The sequence below is a fragment of the Nonomuraea sp. NPDC001699 genome, from assembly GCF_053596455.1.
Window position 1 is genome coordinate 1 of record NZ_JBSFGF010000033.1, and the last position, 14,854, is coordinate 14,854.

At 73.2% G+C, this 14,854-nt stretch carries 11 protein-coding genes; 5 read left to right on the forward strand and 6 right to left on the reverse strand.

Annotated features, from left to right (window positions below; all coding sequences use genetic code 11):
• A partial coding sequence (locus ACWCSU_RS47835) for a non-reducing end alpha-L-arabinofuranosidase family hydrolase (RefSeq protein WP_449943177.1) occupies positions 1-257 on the forward strand: 257 nt, incomplete at its 5' end.
• Positions 258-396: 139 nt separating this feature from the next.
• Here the strand turns inward: ACWCSU_RS47835 and ACWCSU_RS47840 are convergent.
• On the reverse strand, positions 397-2,331 hold the full coding sequence (locus ACWCSU_RS47840) for a vWA domain-containing protein (RefSeq protein ID WP_449943180.1): 1,935 nt from the start codon (positions 2,329-2,331) through the stop codon (positions 397-399).
• A gap of 132 nt (positions 2,332-2,463) precedes the next feature.
• Positions 2,464-3,732, reverse strand: coding sequence for an MFS transporter (locus ACWCSU_RS47845; protein ID WP_449943183.1), 1,269 nt, complete (start codon positions 3,730-3,732; stop codon positions 2,464-2,466).
• A gap of 212 nt (positions 3,733-3,944) precedes the next feature.
• On the opposite strand from ACWCSU_RS47845, the gene ACWCSU_RS47850 reads away from it, so the two are divergent.
• From ACWCSU_RS47850 to ACWCSU_RS47860, 3 genes are all read left to right on the forward strand, one after another.
• Positions 3,945-5,324 (forward strand): MBL fold metallo-hydrolase, encoded by a 1,380-nt coding sequence (locus ACWCSU_RS47850; RefSeq protein ID WP_449943186.1) that lies wholly within the window; start codon positions 3,945-3,947, stop codon positions 5,322-5,324.
• A gap of 64 nt (positions 5,325-5,388) precedes the next feature.
• Positions 5,389-5,967: a rhodanese-like domain-containing protein gene (locus tag ACWCSU_RS47855; protein WP_449943188.1), complete on the forward strand. Its 579-nt coding sequence runs from the start codon at positions 5,389-5,391 to the stop codon at positions 5,965-5,967.
• Positions 5,964-6,812, forward strand: coding sequence for a sulfite exporter TauE/SafE family protein (locus tag ACWCSU_RS47860; RefSeq protein ID WP_449943190.1), 849 nt, complete (start codon positions 5,964-5,966; stop codon positions 6,810-6,812). Before ACWCSU_RS47855 ends, ACWCSU_RS47860 begins: the two co-directional genes overlap by 4 nt.
• Here the strand turns inward: ACWCSU_RS47860 and pta are convergent.
• The 3 genes from pta to ACWCSU_RS47875 form a co-directional block, all read right to left on the reverse strand.
• On the reverse strand, positions 6,798-8,858 hold the full coding sequence (gene pta / locus ACWCSU_RS47865) for a phosphate acetyltransferase (protein WP_449943191.1): 2,061 nt from the start codon (positions 8,856-8,858) through the stop codon (positions 6,798-6,800). The two genes, ACWCSU_RS47860 and pta, sit on opposite strands and share 15 nt — an antisense overlap.
• Positions 8,859-8,940: 82 nt before the next feature.
• Positions 8,941-9,468, reverse strand: a complete 528-nt coding sequence (locus tag ACWCSU_RS47870) for a hypothetical protein (protein WP_449943194.1) — start codon at positions 9,466-9,468, stop codon at positions 8,941-8,943.
• Positions 9,469-9,580: 112 nt separating this feature from the next.
• Entirely contained in the window at positions 9,581-10,555 is a 975-nt protein-coding gene (locus ACWCSU_RS47875; RefSeq protein WP_357707694.1) for an Acg family FMN-binding oxidoreductase, read from the reverse strand.
• Between the two features lie 205 nt (positions 10,556-10,760).
• Here ACWCSU_RS47875 and ACWCSU_RS47880 point away from each other — a divergent pair, with 205 nt between their 5' ends.
• Positions 10,761-13,670, forward strand: a complete 2,910-nt coding sequence (locus ACWCSU_RS47880; protein WP_449943197.1) for a pyridoxamine 5'-phosphate oxidase family protein — start codon at positions 10,761-10,763, stop codon at positions 13,668-13,670.
• Between the two features lie 34 nt (positions 13,671-13,704).
• Here ACWCSU_RS47880 and ACWCSU_RS47885 read toward each other — a convergent pair whose 3' ends face one another.
• The gene (locus tag ACWCSU_RS47885; RefSeq protein WP_357707692.1) at positions 13,705-14,829 is read right to left on the reverse strand and encodes a site-2 protease family protein; all 1,125 of its coding nucleotides are present in this window, start codon (positions 14,827-14,829) and stop codon (positions 13,705-13,707) included.
• Positions 14,830-14,854 lie beyond the last annotated feature (25 nt).

The window sequence follows — 14,854 nt, forward strand, 5'->3', positions numbered from 1 at the left end:
TCACCGCCACCAGCCTGAACGGCACATGGACACCACAGGCCGCCACCGAGGGCAACCCCTTCGCCGGCAAGGCCAACAGCGGCGCCACCTGGACCGACGACATCAGCCACGGCGAACTGATCCGCACGAGCGCCGACCAGACCTTCACCGTGGACCCCTGCAACCTCCAACTCCTCTACCAGGGACGCAGCCCCAGCTCCGGCGGCGACTACGGCCTCCTGCCCTACCGACCGGGTCTGCTGACACTCCGGCACTGACGGCCTGAGGGGGGCGGGAACGGCCGTCCCCAGGTTCTCTGGAAACCGTCGTGGGCGGGCTCGGCACAAGGCCGGGCCCGCCCACGTCAGCTACGGCCGGCCGGTTCGCCCGCCTGCGGCGGGCGGCCGGCACAGGGCGTCACTCCCATCGTTCGCCGGCGTACGACCACGGCGACAGGTCCCCGCAACCGAGGGCCGACTTGTGGCAGACGTCGTGCCAGTCCGGGTGCTGTTCGCAGTGACCCCAGTGCGACTGCTCCTCGTGGCAGACGTCGTGCCAGTCCGGGTGCTGCTCGCAGTGGCCCCAATACGGATGTGCCTTGTGGCAGTCCCCCGGGTGGGACGGGGTGGGCGTCGGTGTCGGCGTGGGCGTGGGCGTCGGAGTGACGACCGGCGTGGGGGTCGGTGTCGGGGTGGGCGTCGGAGTGACGACCGGCGTCGGAGTCGGAGTCGGAGTCGGTGTCGGGGTCGGTGTCGGGGTCGGTGTCGGGGTCGGTGTCGGGGTCGGGGTGGGTGGGCGGTTGTAGACGGTGCAGCTGACGGCCGCGTCGCTCGGCACCTCGACCGTGAACCCGAGCCCGCCGCTGTTGGTCACCGGCACCTCGGCGCCGGTGTCGATCAGGCGGCAGACGGCGTTGCGCCCGTCCTGGGTGACCAGGGTGTGGCCGGGGTGCTGGGCTTCGGTGACGGTGACGTCGGCCGACGGGGTCTGGCTGAAGGTGAGGTCGAAGTTGACCGATCCCGTGCCGTCGTCGGTCGTCGACTCGGTGGCGGGCAGCCCGCCGATGCCCGGCGTGGTGGTCTCGGCGCCGAACTCCCAGCCGGGGCCGGCCGGGGTGGCGCCGGTGACGTCCTCGCCGGTGTTGCCGGACGGGACGATCTGCTTGACCACCGACAGTGACCCCCGGCACTGGGCCTGGACGATCTCGCGCAGCGCCTGTCCGGCGGCGGCGTAGTCGCTGGTCTGGAAGTAGTCGGCGGCGGCCGCGTTGGAGCCGTCGAAGGCGGTGGTGCCGGAGATGGCGCGCAGGTTGAGCGCGGTCAGGCCGGTCACGCCGTTGCCGACGCCGACGGCCAGGACGCGGGTGCCCTCGGCCTTGACCGCGTTGGCGGAGAAGATCCCGGCCTCCACCTCGGCGATGCGGGTGTTGCTGCCGTCGCCGAGCAGGGTGTCGTAGTAGGTGGGGTTGCCGTCGGTGAGCACCACCAGCAGGTCGTAGCGCGGCGCGGCCTCGGCGACCGCCCACAGGCCGCGGTCCCAGTTGGTGCCGCTGCCGAGCTGCCAGTCGGCGTACTGGTTCTTGAACGCCTCGGCGCCCGCCTCGGTGGACACCGGCATGAGGTCGGGGTTGTTCGTGGTGCCGGCGCTGGGCGAGTTGCGGTCGAAGGTGAACAGCGCCATCCGGGACGGGGTGCCGGTCAGGGCGTCGGTGAAGGTGTCGGCGGCCGACTTCAGGTCGGGCAGCGCGCTGCCCACCGAGGCCGACAGGTCGAGCAGCAGCGCGACGTCGAGGCCGCAGGTGAGATCGGGCCGGGGGTTGTCCCGTGACTGCTGCCAGATCCCGGTCGAGGCGGTGGCGTCGCCGCGAGTGTTGTTGATCATGAAGTCGCGGGTGGAGGTGTACGTGGTGTCGCTCTCCAGCGCGGGGGTCTGGAAGACGTACGGCGTGGCGACGGAGTTGGACCCGCTGCCGCGGCCGGTCCGCAGCTCGGGGTTGGTGTACCAGCCGTCGGGGGCGGAGATCTGCCTGACGTAGAAGCGCGCGCCCTCGTTGGCGCCGCCCGGCGCCGTGTCGGGGACGACGAAGCTGCAGTCGCCGTCGCCGTCCGACACGCACACGCCCCAGTCGCCGTCGACCGGGGTGGTGGCGTCGGGGCCGGTGAACAGGCCGAGCTCGACACCGGCCAGCGGGCCCACCGTGGTGTCGCCGGTCCGGTCGCCGCCGGTTCGCACCGTCACCACCGACGTGTCCGGCGACGGCTCGGGCACGACCAGCGGGGACGACGGGACCGCGAGCAGCCCGGCACACAACACCTTCGCCATCCTGACGGCGACTACGCGAACACTCTTCATCTTCCCCCCTGAGCAAATCAACCACTACGGACTGTAACCAGAGGGAGATCAAGGAACGCTCCCGCCGTTTCCGGCGACACGGACAATGCCGACCGCACCTTGGGCCGCGCTTGACGCAGGCCGGGCGCGCCGTCAGCCCGTCGTGCGCTCGGTGATCCAGCGGGCGGCGAGCAGGCCGGAGACGGCGGTGAGGACGGCGCCGGCGACGACCGTGGCGCCGAGGCCGAGCGCGTCGGCCAGGACGCCGGCGACGAGGGCTCCGGCGGCGTAGCCGATGTCGCGCCAGAAGCGGTAGGCGCCCAGGGCGTTGGCACGCCAGGCGGGGTGGGCGTGGTCGGAGACGGAGGCGATCAGGGCGGGGTAGACCATGGCGGTCCCCAGCCCGAGGGCGACGGCGGACAGGACCCCGGCGAGCAGGGGGACGTCCAGCAGGACGAGGGCGAGCAGCAGGCCGGCGGCCTGGACGAACATGCCGGTGACGATGAGCGGTTTGCGGCCGAGGCGGTCGGCGAGGTGACCGGCCGGGATCTGGCCGATGCCCCACAGGAGCGGGTACAGCCCCTTGATCAGCCCGACGGCGGCCAGCCCCAGGCCGTGGTCGGTGAACAGCAGCGGGAAGACCCCCCAGGTGAGGCCGTCGTTGAGGTTGTTGACGAGGCCGGCCTGGCTGACGCCGCGCAGCGAGCGGTCACGCCAGGAGGTGCGGGCGAACACGGCGGCCGGTCCCGGGGTCTCATCGGCGGCCAGGGGCCGGGGATGCCGGTCGAGTTCGAGGGCCACGTGGGCGGCGGTGTCGCGGACCACCAGGGCCAGCGCCAGGCCGGCCGCGACGAAGACGACGCCGACGAGTTCGGGGACGGGACGCAGGCCGTAACCGGTCGCGAGGTAGCCGGTGAGCAGGGCGGTGGCGCCGACGGCGGTGTACCCGGCGGCCTCGTTCAGGCCGGTGGCGAGACCGCGCCGGGCGGGCCCGACCAGGTCGATCTTCATGTTGACCGTCATCGACCAGGTCAGCCCCTGGTTGAGGCCGAGCAGGACGTTGGCGGCCACGATCCACCCCCAGGAGGGCGCCCAGGCCAGGACGAACGGGACGGGGACGCCGATCAGCCAGCCGGCCACGAGGAGCTGCTTGCGGCGGAACCGGGCCGTCAGGGCGCCGGCGGCCAGGTTGGTGAACGCCTTGGTGAGGCCGAAGGCGACGATGAAGGAGAAGACGGCGAGGTCGCTGGTCAGGCCGAAGGTGTGGGCGCCGATCAGCGGCACGGTGGTGCGTTCGAGGCCGACCAGGCCGCCGACGGCGACGTTGACGACGACCAGCAGGGAGAACTGGACGGCGTTCGCCCGGAGCCCGAGACGTACGGGCGGGCGGCCGGTCGCGGCGGGCGCGGGATTGGTCTTCACGGGCGGAGGTCCTTCGCACCTGGAACGAGGTCGCGCCAGAGGGCGGCGGGGGCATTCGTCCAGGTCACCATACCCCCATAGGTATGCTGGGCGATACCCGGAGGGGTATTTGACATCCGCTTCACCCACAACCTACTGTCGGGTACAAGATACCCGGGGGGGTATGGACAGCCACCGCCCCCACCGGTCGCGTTCCTCACGAAGGGATTGCCGTGTTCTTCACCCAGTACTACCTGGACTGCCTCTCGCAGGCGTCGTACATGATCGCCGACGAGGGCACCGGCCACGCGGTGGTCGTCGACCCCCGGCGGGACGTCTCCGAGTACCTGGCCGACGCCCGCGCGCACGGCTTCACCGTCGTCGGCGTCGTCAACACCCACTTCCACGCCGACTTCGTCGCCGGGCACCTGGAGATGGCCGACAGCACCGGCGCCTGGATCGGCTACGGCCGGCGCGCCGAGACCGAGTACCCGATCCGCAAGCTCGGCGAGGGCGAGCGCATCTCCCTGGGCGACGTCACCCTGGAGATCATGGAGACGCCCGGCCACACGCCGGAGTCGATCAGCGTCCTGGTCTACGAACGTGCCGGGGACCGCGTCCCGTACGGGGTGCTGACCGGCGACGCGCTGTTCATCGGGGACGTCGGCCGCCCCGACCTGCTCGCCTCCGTCGGCGTCACCCCCGAGGAGCTGGGCGCGATGTTGTACGACAGCGTGCAGAACAAGCTCATGGGCCTGGCCGACGAGGTGCGGGTCTTCCCCGCGCACGGCGCCGGCTCGGCCTGCGGCAAGAACCTCTCGACCGAGAAGCAGTCGACCATCGGCGAGCAGCGGGCCACCAACTACGCGTGCGCGCCGATGGACCGGGAGTCGTTCGTCGCGCTCGTCACCGCCGGGCAGCCGGCCGCGCCCGGCTACTTCGCCTACGACGCCGACCTCAACCGCAAGGAGCGCGCCCGCTACGACGCCTCTGCCGCCCCCAGGCCGCTGACCCTCGACGAGTTCACCGGGCTGCGCGCCGCCGGCACGGTGGTGGTGGACGCCCGCGACCCGCAGGACTTCGCCGCCGGCCACCTGCGCGGCGCCGTGAACGTGCCCGCCGACGGGCGCTTCGCCGAGCAGGCGGGGACCGTGCTCGACCCGGCCGGCGAGCTGGTCGTCATGGCGCCGCAGAACCGGGAGGAGGAGGTCGTCACCCGGCTGGCCCGGATCGGCTTCGACCGGGTCGCGGGCTACCTGCGCAACCCCGACAACGCCCTGGTCGAGCTCGCGGACGAGGTCGCCCCGGCCAGCCGCCTGACCGCCGCGCAGCTGCGCGCCGCCCTCGCCGGCGACGCCCCTCCCGTCGTCGTGGACGTCCGCACCTCCGGCGAGCGCGAGGCGAACGGCTTCATCGACGCCGCCGTGCACATCCCGCTGAGCGAACTGCCCGCCCGCAGCCGCGAGCTGCCCGCCGACCGGCCCGTCGTCCTGCACTGCGCGGGCGGTCACCGCTCGTCCATCGCGGCGAGCCTGCTGCGGCACCGCGGCTTCCAGGACGTCTCCGACGTCCTGGGCGGCTACGCCGCGTGGGCCCTGTCGGCCGGCGTCTGACCCCATTTGCTGACGCACGTCCCCTCTATACCCCCCTTGGTATTCGAACCCGAAGGAAAGTCTCATGAGCACCGCCCCCACCTCCTCCCTCACCCCCGCCGTGCTGCGGCGGCTCGTCGCGGAAGGGCGGGCGCCGCGCCTGCTCGACGTGCGCACGCCCGGCGAGTTCCGTACGTCGCACATCGCGGGCTCGTACAACGTGCCGCTGAACACCCTGCGCGAGCACCGGGCCGAACTCCTGAGCCACCTCGACGAGGACGTCGTGCTCGTCTGCCGCTCGGGAGCGCGGGCCGCCCAGGCCGGGCAGGCCCTCGCCGAGGCCGGGCTGGCGAACCTGCGCGTCCTGGAGGGCGGGATCGTCGGGTGGGAGACCGCCGGCGCGCCCCTTGATCGGGGGCCCGAGCGGTGGGACATCGAGCGTCAGGTCCGGCTGGTGGCCGGTTCGATCGTGCTGACCACCGGTCTGGCCGGGATCTTCGTGCCCGGCGCGCATCTGATCGGCACCGCGATCGGCGCCGGCCTGGTGTACGCGGCCGTCAGCAACTCCTGTGCCATGGGCGTCATGCTGTCCCGGCTGCCCTACAACCGCGGGCCGCGCCCGGACATCCGCACGGTGATCGCGCAGCTGCGGAAGACCCCGTGACCGTCCTGATCGTCGCGGCGTCCCTGCTCGTCGGCGTCAGCCTCGGCGTGCTGGGCGGCGGCGGGTCGATCCTGACCGTGCCGATCCTGGTCTACCTGGCCGGTCAGGACACCAAGGAGGCGATCGCCACCTCGCTGTTCGTGGTCGGCGTCACCAGTCTGGCCGCGCTGGTCCCGCACGCGCGGGCACGACGGATCCGCTGGCGCACCGGCCTGCTCTTCGGCGCGTTCAGCATGGCCGGCGCGTACGGCGGCGGACGCCTCGCCGCGTACGTCCCCGGCACGGCGCTGCTCGTCGCCTTCGCCCTGATGATGCTGGCCACGGCGGTCGCGATGCTGCGCAGGCCCCGGCACGCCGGGAGGCAGGCGCGGCCCGCCCAGGGCGAGCTGCCGCTGAAGCACATCGCGGCGGAAGGGCTCGTCGTCGGCGCCGTGACGGGGCTGGTCGGCTCCGGCGGCGGGTTCCTCGTCGTCCCGGCCCTGGCCCTGCTCGGCGGGCTGCCGATGGGCGTCGCGGTCGGCACGTCGCTGCTCGTCATCGCGATGAAGTCGTTCGCCGGGCTCGCCGGGCACCTGGCGGGCGTGGCGATCGACTGGCGGCTCGCCCTGACCGTCACGGCGGCCGCGGTGCTCGGCAGCCTGGTGGGCGGCCGGCTCGCGGGCCGCATCCCGCAGGACGCGCTGCGCACGGCGTTCGGCTGGTTCGTCGTCGTCATGGGCGTGTTCGTGCTGGTGCAGCAGGTCGACACCGCCGTCTGGAGCCATCCGGTCACGTGGGCGGGGCTCGCGGCCGTGCCGGCCGCCGCGCTCGTCGCCCGGCGGTGGCGCGCCTCAAACACCAGGTGACAGGTCAGGAGGCGGCGGCTCGTCGCGCACCTGGGCGGCCGTGACCGCGACGGTGGTGACGATGTCGGCCACGGTGGCGCCCCTGGACAGGTCGTTGACCGGCCTGCGCAGCCCCTGGAGCACCGGCCCCACCGCGACCGCCCCCGCGCTGCGCTGGACGGCCTTGTACAGGTTGTTGCCGGTGTTCAGGTCGGGCACCACGAAGACCGTGGCGTGTCCGGCCACCTGGCTGCCGGGCATCTTGGCCCGCGCGACGGCGGGGTCCACCGCGGCGTCGTACTGGATCGGCCCCTCCACCTGGAGGTCGGGACGGCGCTCACGGACCAGCTCGGTGGCGGCGCGCACCTTGTCGACCTCCGCCCCCGCCCCCGAGGCGCCCGTCGAGTACGACAACATCGCGATCCTCGGCTCGACCCCGAACATCGCCGCGGTGCGGGCCGAGGCGATCGCGATGTCGGCGAGCTGCCCGGCGGTGGGGTCGGGGTTGACGGCGCAGTCGCCGTACACCAGGACCCGGTCGGCCAGGCACATGAAGAACACGCTGGAGACCAGCCCCAGCCGCAGGATCTCGAACGCCGGCCTGATCGTGTGCGCCGTGGTGTGCGTCGCGCCGGAGACCATGCCGTCGGCCAGGCCGGTGTGGACCATCAGCGTGCCGAGGTAGGAGACGTCGGTGACGGTGTCGCGGGCCAGCTCGACGGTCATCCCCTTGTGCGCCCTGGCCTCGGCGTAGGCGTGGGCGAACCGCTCGCGCAGCTCGGGGTCGAACGGGCTGAGCACCCTGGCCGCGTCCAGGTCGAGGCCGAGCTGGGCGGCCTGGACCCTGATGCGGGCGGCGTCGCCGAGCAGGGTGAGGTCGGCCACGTCGCGGCGCAGCAGGATGTCGGCCGCGCGCAGGATGCGCGGCTCCTCGCCCTCGGGCAGCACGATGTGCCGGCGCCGGGCGCGCGCCCGGTCCAGCAGCTCGTACTCGAACATCAACGGCGTGACGACGTCGGTCTTGGCGATGTCCAGCCGGTCCAGCAGCAGCCGGCCGTCCACGTGCTCGGCGAACAGGCGCAGCGCCGTGTCGATCTTCCCGCCCGCCTCGGGCGTGAACCGCCCCTCCACGGCCGAGAGCCGGGTCGCGGTGTCGAAGGTGTCGTGACCGGTGGCGATCACCGGCAGCGGGATCGTCATGCCGCGCAGCAGCCGTTCCACGGAGGCGGGCAGGTCCGTGCCGCCGGTCAGCACCACCGCCGACAGGGACGGGAAGCCCGGCGCCTTGTGCGCGGCGATCAGGCCGGGCAGCAGCGCGGCTGCCCGATCGGACGGGATGATCACCGCCGCGCCCTCGGTGAGGCGCTCCAGGATGCCCGGCAGCGACATCGCGCCCACCATCAGCGCGCTCGCCTCCCGGCCGAGCCCGTCGCGCTCGCCGAGGAAGAACCGGCCTTCGCAGGCGTCCAGCAGGTCGGCCACCGTGGGCGCGCGCAGCGAAGGCGCCTCCGGCAGCACGAACACCGGCGTCGCGTGGCTGGGCGCGAGCGGCCCGCCGGCCGACCGGGTGACCACGACCGCGAGCTCCTGGGCGTGATGGTGGGCCAGCTCCCTGGACGACACCTCGACCGCCGCGGCGATCCTGGCGGCCGTCCGGCCCCGTCCGCTCACCACGTTGATCACGGGGGTGCCCAGGTCGGCGGCCAGACGGGCGTTGAACCCGAACTCCGTCGGCGCCCCCACGTCGGTGTAGTCGGTGCCGACCACCACGACCGCGTCGCACCGCCGGGCCAGCGCGCGGAAGCGGGCCACGACGTCCCCGGCCGCGCGCTCGACGTCGGCGTGCACCTCGTCGTAGGTGACACCCGCGCACGCCGCGTAGGGCAGGGCGAGCTGGAACCGGCTGCGGATGGTGTTGATCAGGCCGTCCTCGCGGCCGGCCCGTACCACCGGCCGGAACACGCCCACGGTCCCCACCTGCCGGGACAGCAGCTCCACCAGCCCCAGGGCGACGGTCCCCTTGTTGCTCCCCGCCTCGCCCGCGGCGACATACACAGCACGTGTCATGACACTCATTCTCGATGTCCTGGTACGTCGGAAACGCCACGGGCCCACCCCGTCGAGGGATGGGCCCGTGGCCGGAGGCCGGTCACCTGAGCCAGGCGTTGCGGCGGACGATCGGCAGGTTGCCGAGTCCGAGGGTGGTGCCGGCGCCGGTCAGGGCCAGGCCGATGAGGACGATGGCGTAGATGATGTGCTCGTCCAGGAAGGGGTTGGTGGCCAGGGGCAGTTCGGCGGCCCACATCATGGCGAGCAGGAGGGTGCCGGTGACGGCGGCGACGCGGGTTCCGACGCCCAGCACCAGGGCCGCGCCGATGCCCAGCAGGCCGGCCATGAACAGCCAGTCCACCCACGCCTGGCCGGCCAGGCCGGCGAACAGGCCGCCGAGCGCGTTCTCGCCGGTGCCCTTGAGGAAGCCGGTCGTGGGGCTGCCGCCCGCCAGCCACGCCTTGTTCGCCGGGGTGGCGAACCCCCAGCCGAACGTCTTGTCCAGGAACGCCCACAGGAAGACCCAGCCGATCGCGATCCGGGCCAGCGCCCAGACGTAGTCGACCGGGGTGCGCTCCGCCTTGGCGGCGGCGACGTCCGTCATAGGGCGGTGAATGGTGGTGGCCATGGCGGGCCTTCCTTTCGGTGGGGGGTGTGTCCTTGTTCGCACTTCCATTCCACTGGTTCCGCCGGCCCGCGATCAGTGTCGTACGCCCCTCGCTCGAAGGACCTTGGTCCTCTCATTCCAGGACGTCGGACAGCGGGCGCCGGGGCGTGCCCTTGCCCTCGTGGGTGACGCCGAGCCTCATGAGCATCTGCGGGTACTCCCCCGAGAACAGCTCCAGCCGCAGGAACTCGCGCAACAGGTCCAGCTCGAGGGCCTGGGTGTGGAAGGCGGCGCTCACCCCGTGCGCCGAGGCGTGCAACAACATCCGTTGCAGCGCCTGCCCGGTGGCCAGCCACTCCTTGCGGCCGTCCTCCCGCGTCGTGATCACGGCCACCACCCCGGTGGCCGTCTCCTCCTGACCGCCCGGCGCGCCCCAGCCGTGCCGCCACGAGTAGTGACGCTGAGGGAACTCCGCCTCCGTCGGCGCCGCCTCCCGCGGATAGCTCCCGGCGGGCACGCCGTCGGCACGCGTGCTGCCCGGCGGCCTGGCCCACCCGACGATCTCCAGGCTGAACCGCTGATCGGCGGCCTGAACGCCCTGCGCCGCCCGCGTGAGCGCCGCCAGCACCTCCACCGCCTCCCCGGACCGGACCGGCGTCAGCTTCACGCCCTCACCCAGCGCCCCCGCCACCAGCGACTCCACCAGCCGGTCGGGAACCGGGACGTCGGCGAACCCCGCCCGATGCGTGTGACGGCGCTCGATCTCACCGCCCAGCGACCGCGTCTCCTCGTCGGGCTCGCACTCCTGCCCCGGCCTGATCGTCGCCAGCAGCCCCGGCCGATCGGGATCGGGAAGAACCCGCACCACCGGCTCGAAGCCCGCGCACCGCATCGCCGTGCGCATCGTGAACAGCGCCGCACCACAACTGATCACCAGTTCCCGGCCGGACACGTCACCGGCCGAGAGCTTCCGGGAGGTGTCGGCCTTCAGCCCGATCTCCTCGTCGGAGACCGAGAAGACCCACGGCTGGGTGTTGTGCACGGAAGGAGCCCAACGCCCGGCCTCGACCGCCGCGTCCATGGCCTGCCTCGGCGAGCGCGCGCTCATGGTCCACCTCCAGAAGACGATGAGCACAGCGCATCACATCGGCGACCCTCAGTGAAGCAGCCCCGCCCGATCAAAGGACCAACGGCCCTGTCTTGGGGGTCGGGCAGCTGGGTAGCGTCACCGACATGGCCGCCCTTGACCTGCACCGGCTCCCAGCCGCGGTCCGCGACACCGACCGGGACGGGCGCGTCCGCGCGGGGTCGCCGTGAACCCGTGGACGCTCACGTACGAGGGCTTCGCCCCGGCCTCGGTCAGGCTGCGCGAGGCGCTGTGCACCCTCGGCAACGGCCGCTTCGCCACGCGCGGCGCCACGCCCGACGGCCGCATCCGCACGCCCGGCACCTACCACGCGGGCTGCTACGACCGGCTGGCGTCCGAGGTGGGCGGCCGGACGGTCATCAACGAGGACCTGGTCAACCTGCCCGACTGGCTGCCGCTCACCTTCGCCACGCCCGGCCAGGACTGGTTCGGCCCGGAGCTGGCCGAGCTGCTGGACTACACCCAGGAGCTCGACCTGCGCCACGGGGTGCTGCTGCGGGAGCTGCGCTGGCGGGACGGGCAGGGCCGGGTCACCCGGGTGCGGCAACGCCGCCTGGTCTCCATGGCCGACCCCGCCCTGGCCGCCCTGGAGACGACCTTCACGGCGGAGAACTGGTCGGGGCCGCTGCGCGTCCGCGCCGGGCTGGACGGGCGGGTCGCCAACGACGGCGTCGAACGCTACCGCGACCTGCGCGGCGACCACCTGACGGACCACGCCACGGGCCGCCACGACGAGCTGACCTGGCTGACCGCGACGACCCGCTCCTCCCGCGTCACCGTCGCGCTCGCCGCCCGCGCCGACGGCCCCGCCCCCGGCTCGGGCTCCGTCTCCATGGCGTCCGACCACGTCGCCGCCGAGTACGTGCTGGCGGCCGTCGAGGGCGTGCCGGTGACGTTCACGAAGGTCGTCGCCCTGCTGACCTCGCGCGACCCCGCCGTGCACGACCCGCTGTCGGCCGCCCTGCGGCGCGCGGGGACGGCGCCGGGCTTCGCCGAGCTGCTGGCGGCGCACGCCGCGGCCTGGGAGCGGCTGTGGGAACGGGCCGAGCTGAACGTGGACGGGCCGGAGCTGTCGCAGATCGTCCACCTGCACATCTTCCACCTGCTCCAGACCCTGTCCCCGCACACGGCCGACCTCGACGCCGGGGTGCCCGCGCGGGGCCTGCACGGCGAGGCGTACCGGGGGCACGTGTTCTGGGACGAGCTGTTCGTCCTGCCCTGGCTCAACCTGCGCTTTCCCGAGATCTCCCGCGGCCTGCTGCGCTACCGGTGGCGCCGCCTGCCCGAGGCCCACGCGGCGGCCCGGTCGGCCGGGTACGACGGCGCGATGTTCCCCTGGCAGAGCGGCAGCGACGGCAGCGAGGAGACCCAGACCTTCCACCTCAATCCCGACTCCGGACGCTGGCTGCCGGACGTCTCCCACCTCCAGCGCCACGTCGGCCTCGCCGTCGCCTACAACGTGTGGCAGTACCGCCTGGCCACCGGCTCCCTGCCGTCGTGGTGCGCCGACCTGATGATCGCCATCGCGCGGTTCTTCGCCTCGCTGGCCGTGCTCGACCCCGGCTCCGGCCGGTACGAGATCCGCGGCGTCATGGGCCCCGACGAGTACCACACCGCCTACCCCGGCGCCGCCGGACCCGGCCTGGCCAACAACGCCTACACCAACGTCATGACCGTGTGGCTGCTGCGGCACGCCCTCCAGTCGGGCGCTGTGGACGGGCCGGAGGCGGCGCGGTGGGAGGACATCACCCGCCGCATGCGGGTCGACTTCCACGAGGGCGTCATCAGCCAGTTCACCGGTTACGCCGAGCTGGCCGAGCTCGACTGGCAGCGGTACGAGGGCGTGCGCCGCCTCGACCGCGCGCTCGAAGCGGACGGCGACGACGTCAACCGCTACAAGGCGTCCAAGCAGGCCGACACGCTGATGTTGTTCTACCTGCTCGACGCCGGCGAACTGCTGGCGATCCTGGACCGGCTCGGCTATCCGGCCGACCCCGGCCTGATCCCGCGCACGATCGAGTACTACCTCGACCGCACCAGCCACGGCTCCACCCTCAGCGCCGTCGTGCACGCCTGGGTGCTGTCGCGCTGCGACCGGGCGCGCTCCTGGCAGTTCTTCGCCGAGGCGCTGGTCGGCGACGTGCACGACGTCCAGGGCGGCACCACGGCGGAGGGCATCCACCTGGGCGCCATGGCCGGGACCGTGGACATGCTGCAACGCTGTTACCTGGGCCTGGAGCCGAGGCCCGAGGGCCTGCTGCTCAACCCGCTGGTGCCCGCACGGCTGGGCACGCTGTCGCTGCCGGTCCTGTTCCGCGGGCGCCGGATCACCGTCGAGGCCGACCACGACGGCACGCGGGTGGACGGCGTCCCCGTGCCGGGCGGCGTCGGCCTCGTCCTCACGGAGAAGGAGATGATCATGACGAACAGTGGTGACTTCGGACGCAGGGTGACCCACCACCGCGACCGGCTCGGTCTCACGATCGACCAGCTCGCCGAGCGGGCCGACATGTCCCCGGGCTATGTCACGTACCTGGAGGGCCATCTCGGCGTCCCCGACAGGAACACGGTGACCCGCCTGGCCACGGCCCTGGAGACGACCCCGCAGGACCTGCTCGGCGGTGGCCGTGACCGTCCGCCGGGCCCCGGCGCCGGGCCGGAGGAGCCGGTCATGGACGTCCTCGACCCCGAGGAGTGCCTGCGCCTGGTCGCGCCGGGCGGCATCGGGCGGGTCGCGTTCAACGGCTCCCACGGGCCCACGGTGCTGCCCGTCAACTACCGGCTGCACGAGGGCGCCGTGCTGTTCCGGACCGCCCGCGGCGGCCCCATGGACCAGGACCTGCGCACCGGCCTGGAGGGCGTGGACATCATGATCGGCTTCCAGGTGGACCGGATCGACGAGGTGCGCAAGGAGGGCTGGAGCGTCCTGATCCAGGGCCCGGCCCACCACGTGCCCGAGGACGAGGTCGCCAAGCTGGCCGAGGCGGGCGTCACGCCCTGGGCGGGCGGGGAGCGCCATCTGTTCATCCGGATCGTCCCGCACCAGGTCACGGGCCGCCGCGTGCACGGCCTGTAGCGACGGCCCGTAGCGACGGCCTGTGGCGACGGCGTCAGACGGTCGCGGCGGGCCGCAGCAGCGCCTGTTGCAGCGTCCTGCCGAGGTCCGCGTCCGTGATCATGCCGGTGACGAGGCCGTCCTCGACGACCACGGCACGCAGGCCGCCCGTCCGCGAGGGGCGCTCCAGCAGGGCGGTGGCGTCGTCGTCCGGCGACAGGACGCGTGGCGGCGTCTGGGTCGCGACCAGCGCCTCCACCCTGGTCTCCCCCCTGCGTTCGGCGGGCACGGCGAGCAGGGACTCCAGCGACACCGCGCCGAGCGGGGCCCCGTCGAACCCCACGACGGGGAAGACGGACTGGTGGGAGCCGAGCACCACCGCGTCGACCAGCCCCTGCACGGTCAGCCAGGCGGGCGCCAGGTCCGGCGTGGCCGTCATGACGTCCCGTACCGACACTCCGCCGAGGCCGCGCCGGGCCGCCCTGCTCATGATCTCGCCGCGGGCGGCTCCCGCGATGTACCAGCCGGTGATCACCAGCCACATCCCGCCCAGCGGGCTCCACACCCAGATCACCGCGAACCCGGCGAAGGTCAGGGTGAGACCGATGCCGTAACCGGCCCTCGCGGCACCGACGTCGGCGCGGTGGCGATCCCCGTATCGGCTCCACAACAGCCCGTGCAGCACCCGCCCGCCGTCGAGCGGGCTGCCCGGCAGCAGGTTGAACACACCCAGGATCAGGTTCATCATGGCGAGCCAGGCCGCGGCGGCCCTGGGCACGCCCGGCGGCAGCACCGCCGCGGCGGCGTAGGCCAGGCCGCCGAGGAGCAGGCTCGCGACGGGGCCCGCGGCCGCCGTCGCCACCTCGCTCGCGGGCGTCCTCGCCTCCTCGCGGAACTCCGTGACGCCTCCCAGCGCCCAGAGCGTGACGCACTCCACCTCCATGCCGCACCGCTTGGCCGTCAGCGCGTGCGCCAGTTCGTGCGCGAGCAGCGACGCCATGAGCAGCAGCCCGATGACGACCCCGGCCACCCAGTACGCCGCCCTTCCCGCACCCGGGGCGGCGGCGGCCAGGACTCCGGAGCCCAGGGCCACCACCACGAGCGCGACGATGCCCAACGCGGACCAGTGAGCGCCGACGGGGATTCCCGCCACCCGTCCGAAGCGCAGGGTTTGCCTCATACTTCCAGCTTGCACGCTTCTCCAC

What these genes read in the sequence shown, in the direction of transcription:
- ACWCSU_RS47840 (WP_449943180.1), bottom strand. Translation starts at nt 2,331, where the DNA reads ATGAAGAGTGTTCGCGTAGTCGCCGTCAGGATGGCGAAGGTGTTGTGT.
- ACWCSU_RS47855 (WP_449943188.1), top strand. Translation starts at nt 5,389, where the DNA reads ATGAGCACCGCCCCCACCTCCTCCCTCACCCCCGCCGTGCTGCGGCGG.
- pta (WP_449943191.1), bottom strand. Translation starts at nt 8,858, where the DNA reads ATGACACGTGCTGTGTATGTCGCCGCGGGCGAGGCGGGGAGCAACAAG.
- ACWCSU_RS47870 (WP_449943194.1), bottom strand. Translation starts at nt 9,468, where the DNA reads ATGGCCACCACCATTCACCGCCCTATGACGGACGTCGCCGCCGCCAAG.
- ACWCSU_RS47875 (WP_357707694.1), bottom strand. Translation starts at nt 10,555, where the DNA reads ATGAGCGCGCGCTCGCCGAGGCAGGCCATGGACGCGGCGGTCGAGGCC.
- ACWCSU_RS47885 (WP_357707692.1), bottom strand. Translation starts at nt 14,829, where the DNA reads ATGAGGCAAACCCTGCGCTTCGGACGGGTGGCGGGAATCCCCGTCGGC.